This is a genomic window from Streptomyces sp. NPDC058674 (assembly GCF_042716505.1).
Classification (GTDB): Bacteria; Actinomycetota; Actinomycetes; order Streptomycetales; family Streptomycetaceae; genus Streptomyces.
In genome coordinates this window covers 1-4,711 of record NZ_JBHXSC010000134.1, presented here as the reverse complement: position 1 = coordinate 4,711, position 4,711 = coordinate 1, and the positions used below count along the sequence as shown (strand labels likewise).

3 protein-coding genes and 2 pseudogenes are annotated in these 4,711 nt (G+C 69.2%); all 5 read left to right on the top strand.

Features of this window, described 5'->3' with window-relative positions; translation table 11 throughout:
- Positions 1–105: pseudogene (locus tag ACFWU6_RS33545) on the top strand (ATP-binding protein); the annotation flags it as partial.
- 292 nt (positions 106–397) lie between these two features.
- Positions 398–3,571: a nitrate- and nitrite sensing domain-containing protein gene (locus tag ACFWU6_RS33540; RefSeq protein ID WP_383985248.1), complete on the top strand. Its 3,174-nt coding sequence runs from the start codon at positions 398–400 to the stop codon at positions 3,569–3,571.
- Positions 3,572–3,581: 10 nt separating this feature from the next.
- Positions 3,582–3,995, top strand: coding sequence for a roadblock/LC7 domain-containing protein (locus ACFWU6_RS33535; protein ID WP_030037347.1), 414 nt, complete (start codon positions 3,582–3,584; stop codon positions 3,993–3,995).
- A 93-nt stretch (positions 3,996–4,088) separates the two neighbouring features.
- The gene (locus tag ACFWU6_RS33530; RefSeq protein WP_383985245.1) at positions 4,089–4,655 is read left to right on the top strand and encodes a DUF742 domain-containing protein; all 567 of its coding nucleotides are present in this window, start codon (positions 4,089–4,091) and stop codon (positions 4,653–4,655) included.
- Positions 4,636–4,711, top strand: a pseudogene (locus ACFWU6_RS33525) (ATP-binding protein); the annotation flags it as partial. The gene ACFWU6_RS33530 and the pseudogene ACFWU6_RS33525, both read left to right, overlap by 20 nt.

The following is a 4,711-nucleotide window of genomic DNA, read 5'->3' as shown; positions in this document are numbered from 1 at the left end:
GGCCCGGACGCCCCCATCATCACCACCGACGCCCGCCACCGCGCGGACGCCAAGAGCGCGCTCATCACGCTCGTCGAGCACGCCCTCATGGCACGGCTCAAGTAGCACGCTTTCACGCGTCGCGCGCTGGGGCGGGCTGTGTCGTGCGACACGGCCCGCCCCTGTCGTTCATAACGTTTCGACAGAGAATTCACGCCGGACGGCGACAGGGTGCGTTCGGTTGGTGCCGCTACGCTCACAACTCCCCCCATATTTGCCGCACGAAGCTCTTTATGTCCGATTTATGTAGGGCATAAGGTTCTGGGAATGGCCGGTTTCAACTGTTTGGAACACGGCCGTTAACCGTGCTGGAATTCAACGAACCAGCTAGTAGCACCGCGGAGAGGTTGTTGGTCGAGTGAGGCGAAGCAACGCAAGCCCCGCGGATGAACCCGCGCGCGGCAACTTCACCCCGCCGCCGAGAGTGGGCACGTCGCCCGTCGACGCGCCCGTGGAACCGCCCGCGAGCGGCGGCAGCACCAGCAGGTTCTCGCCCCGCAACTGGCGCGTGCCGACCCGCCTGAACGCCATCCTGCTCGTGCCCGCCCTCGTCGGGCTGGTCATGGGCGGCTTCCAGGTGAAGGGCTCCATCGACACCTGGAACGAAGCCCAGGACGCCGAGAAGATAGCCAGGGTCGTCCAGGCCTCCTCCGAGTACAGCCAGGCGCTGCTCAACGAGCGCGACCTCACGGCCGAGCCGCTGCTGAGCGGCGACACCAAGAGCGAGGCGGTCACCAAGGCCTACGCGGCGACCACCGCCGCCAAGGCCAACTTCGACAAGTCCGTCAAGGACATGCCCAAGAACCAGGGCATGGAGCGCCGCCTGGAGCTCTTCCGCGCGGAGGAGCCCAAGCTGGAGGTGGTCCGCAAGTCGGCCTACCTGGCGGCGATCGAGACCACGAAGAAGAACCTCCCCAAAGAAGCGGGCCCCATCCCGACTGAAGAGGGCTATGTGCTGGTCCAGCACTACCTCATGCAGTTCGCGAACGAGCTCGGCCTCGGCACCGGCAACGTCACCTCGTACGGCCGCATGGTCTACGCGATCCAGCTGGCCAAGGCGGCGAACTCGCTGCAGCGCGCGGTCGGCACCCACCTGCTGGTCCGGCCCAGCGCCGTCGAGGAGACCCGCAAGGCCCAGCTGATCGCCTTCTCCTCGTACAACTACCTCGAAGAGATAGCCATCGGCGAGTACGTCGCCGCGGGCACGGAGGCGGACACGAACCGCCTCAAGGAGGTCATGGCGGCGAAGGCCGAGGACGGCGCGGCCAAGCTCGCGAAGGCCAAGGGCGACGCGGAGCAGGCCGGCACCGCCTTCCGGCCGCCGCCCGTGGTCAACGGCTCCGCGCTCATCGGCATGACGGAGGCCATCGCCGGCGGTGACAACAAGGCCAGGCTCGCCGCCAACGGCGTCACGCCCACCGCCTGGCAGGCCGCCGCCACCGCGAAGTTCGACGGCTACGACGAGATCGAGAAGGAACTCCTCGACAAGGCCGTCAAGGACGCCGTCGCGGTCTCCGACGAAGCCCGCGGCGACGCCATCATGAACGGCGCCATCGTGGTCGTGGCCCTGCTCGCCGCCTTCATCCTGGCCGGCCTCATGGCCCGCCAGATGGGCCGCGCGATGCGCCGGCTGCGCTCCGCGGCCTTCGACATCGCCGAGCAGCGCCTGCCGATGCTCGTCGACCAGCTCTCGCGCACCGACCCGGGCAAGGTGGACACCCGTGTCCACCCGATCCCGATCGACTCCCGGGACGAGATCGGCGAGGTCGCCCGCGCCTTCGACCAGGTCCACCGGGAAGCGGTGCGGCTCGCGGCCGAGCAGGCGCTCCTGCGGGGGAACGTCAACGCGATCTTCACGAACCTCTCCATGCGCAACCAGTCGCTGATCGAGGGCCAGCTGACCCTCATCACCGACCTGGAGAACAACGAGGCGGACCCGGACCAGCTGGAGAACCTCTTCCGCCTGGACCACCTGGCCACCCGCATGCGCCGCAACGGCGAGAACCTCCTCATCCTCGCGGGCGAGAACCCGGGCCGCCGCTGGGACCAGCCGGTCCCCCTGGTCGACGTCCTGCGCGCCGCCTCCTCCGAGGTGGAGCAGTACGAGCGCATCGAGCTCTCCGGCGTCTCGGACGCCGAGATCCACGGCCAGGCCGTGACCGACCTCGTGCACCTCCTCGCCGAGCTGCTGGAGAACGCCACCACGTTCTCCTCCCCGCAGACCAAGGTCCGCGTCAACGCGACGCGCCTTCCGGACGGCCGCGTGATGGTCGAGATCCACGACAAGGGCATCGGCCTCACGGCCGAGGACTTCGCGGACATCAACCACAAGCTGGCCAACCCGCCGACCGTGGACGCCGCGATCTCGCAGCGCATGGGCCTGTTCGTGGTCGGCCGGCTGGCGGACCGCCACAGCATCCGCGTCCAGCTGCGCCCCTCGGGCGAGGCGGCCGGCACCACCTCGCTGGTCATGCTCCCCGACGCCATCACCCACGGTGGCGGTGGCGAGGGCCTCCCGGAGGACGACTTCACGGTCTCCCAGATCATCCCGGAGCAGTCGACGCAGTCGGCGCCCCAGCTGCGCACGGCCGCGGAGCTCGGCTTCGACGACTCCCGGTACGACCAGCAGGGCGCCGGGGTCGACCCGGTCGTCCGGTCCCTGGGCCGCGAGGAGCGCCGGGCGGCGCTGGAGGCCCAGGCCGGCTACCCGCAGGGGCAGCAGGAGCACCAGGGCCGGCAGTATCCGGAACCCCAGCCCGAACACGGGTACCAGCCGTACCAGGACTACCCGCAGCAGCCCGGGCAGGGATACGAACCCCCGTACGAGCAGCAGCAGGCACAGCCCGGCTTCGACGCCTACCCGCAGCAGGACTACGCCTATGCGGAAGACAGTTACTCGGATCGGCAGCAGGACGCCCCTGCCTACGACGGCGGCTACGAAGCCCCGTCCGCGCAGGCCGAGTGGCCCGGTCAGAACACCTATCCGGCTGCCTACCAGCAGGATTACGGGACCGAATCGGAATCCCCGACCGGTCCCGAACAGGCTCCGGAACGCGTAGGCTTCGACCGTCCGGATACCGCTGCGGACGCCGGCCACAAGATGACCGGAGCAGGTCTGCCGCGGCGCGGCAGCCAGCAGCAGTGGCAGCCGGCGCAGAAGGAAGCGGAGTCCACCGGATCCCTCTTCGAACAGCGGCCGCAGCGTCAGCAGCAGCCCGCTGAAGCGGAGCGGGCCCCGGAGGAAACTGAAGGCACCGCCGCCTGGCGCTCGCGCAACGACGAGCGCTGGCAGCAGGCCGGCAAGCTCCGCGAGCCGAAGGCGGGCGGGGTCACCCCGTCCGGTCTCCCTCGGCGGGTACCCAAGGCCAACCTGGTCGAGGGTGCGGCGGAGACGACCCCGCAGGGCGGCCCACAGGTCTCCCGCGCCCCGGAGGACGTACGCGGCAGGTTGAGCAACCTGCGGCGCGGTGTCCAGCAGGGACGCAGCGCGGGTTCCGAGCAGTCAAGTAACAGCTATGACCAGGAGCGTTAGTGTGAGCCCGATGAGCCAGGCGGCACAGAACCTGAACTGGTTGATCACCAACTTCGTGGACAACACCCCCGGGGTGTCCCACACGGTGGTGGTCTCCGCCGACGGACTCCTTCTGGCGATGTCCGACGGGTTCCCCCGCGACCGTGCCGATCAGCTGGCGGCCGTGGCCTCCGGTCTGACGTCGCTGACCGCCGGCGCCTCCCGGATCTTCGAGGGCGGCGCCGTCAACCAGACCGTGGTCGAGATGGACCGGGGGTTCCTGTTCCTCATGTCCGTCTCGGACGGTTCCTCGCTCGCGGTGCTCGCGCACCCCGAGTGCGACATCGGTCTCGTGGGCTACGAGATGGCTCTTCTGGTGGATCGCGCGGGCAGTGTCCTCACCCCGGACCTGCGCGCGGAGCTGCAGGGAAGTCTTCTCAACTAGCAGACAGGCAGTGCGTTTCGCGTCATCGCACCATAGGGTGCGGTGGCGCGGCCCGACAGGGAGCACCGCGTACTTGGAGTCGGAGGAGGAAACGTGACAACACCCGGAGGACATCCTTATGGCGGCGCGCAGCAGCCGCAGGGTGGGCACGACCAGAACCGCTTCAACTTCCCGTCTGCTCCCAGCCGGCCCGTGTCGGAGCACAACCCGTACCAGCAGCAGCCGTACGGACAGCCCCAGCAGTACCAGCAGCCCCAGCAGCCCCAGCAGCCTCCGCAGCAGCCGCCGCGCGCCACGCGCCAGCCCGCTCCGAAGGCACACAACCCGCTGGTGCGTCCGTACGCGATGACCGGCGGCCGGACCCGGCCGCGCTACCAGCTCGCCATCGAGGCGCTGGTCAGTACCACGGCCGATCCCGCGCGGTTGCAAGGGCAGTTGCCCGAGCACCAGCGCATCTGCCGTCTGTGCCAGGAGATCAAATCCGTCGCGGAGATCTCGGCACTCCTCTCCATTCCTCTTGGTGTCGCCCGCATCCTCGTCGCCGACCTGGCGGAGGCGGGCCTTGTCGCCATTCACCAGCCCGGCGGCGACGAGTCTGCCGGCGGCCAGCCAGACGTGACACTGCTCGAAAGGGTGCTCAGTGGACTTCGCAAGCTCTAGCGGCGGAGCGGCTCCTCGCTCCACCACCTCCGCGAAGATCGTGGTGGCGGGCGGCT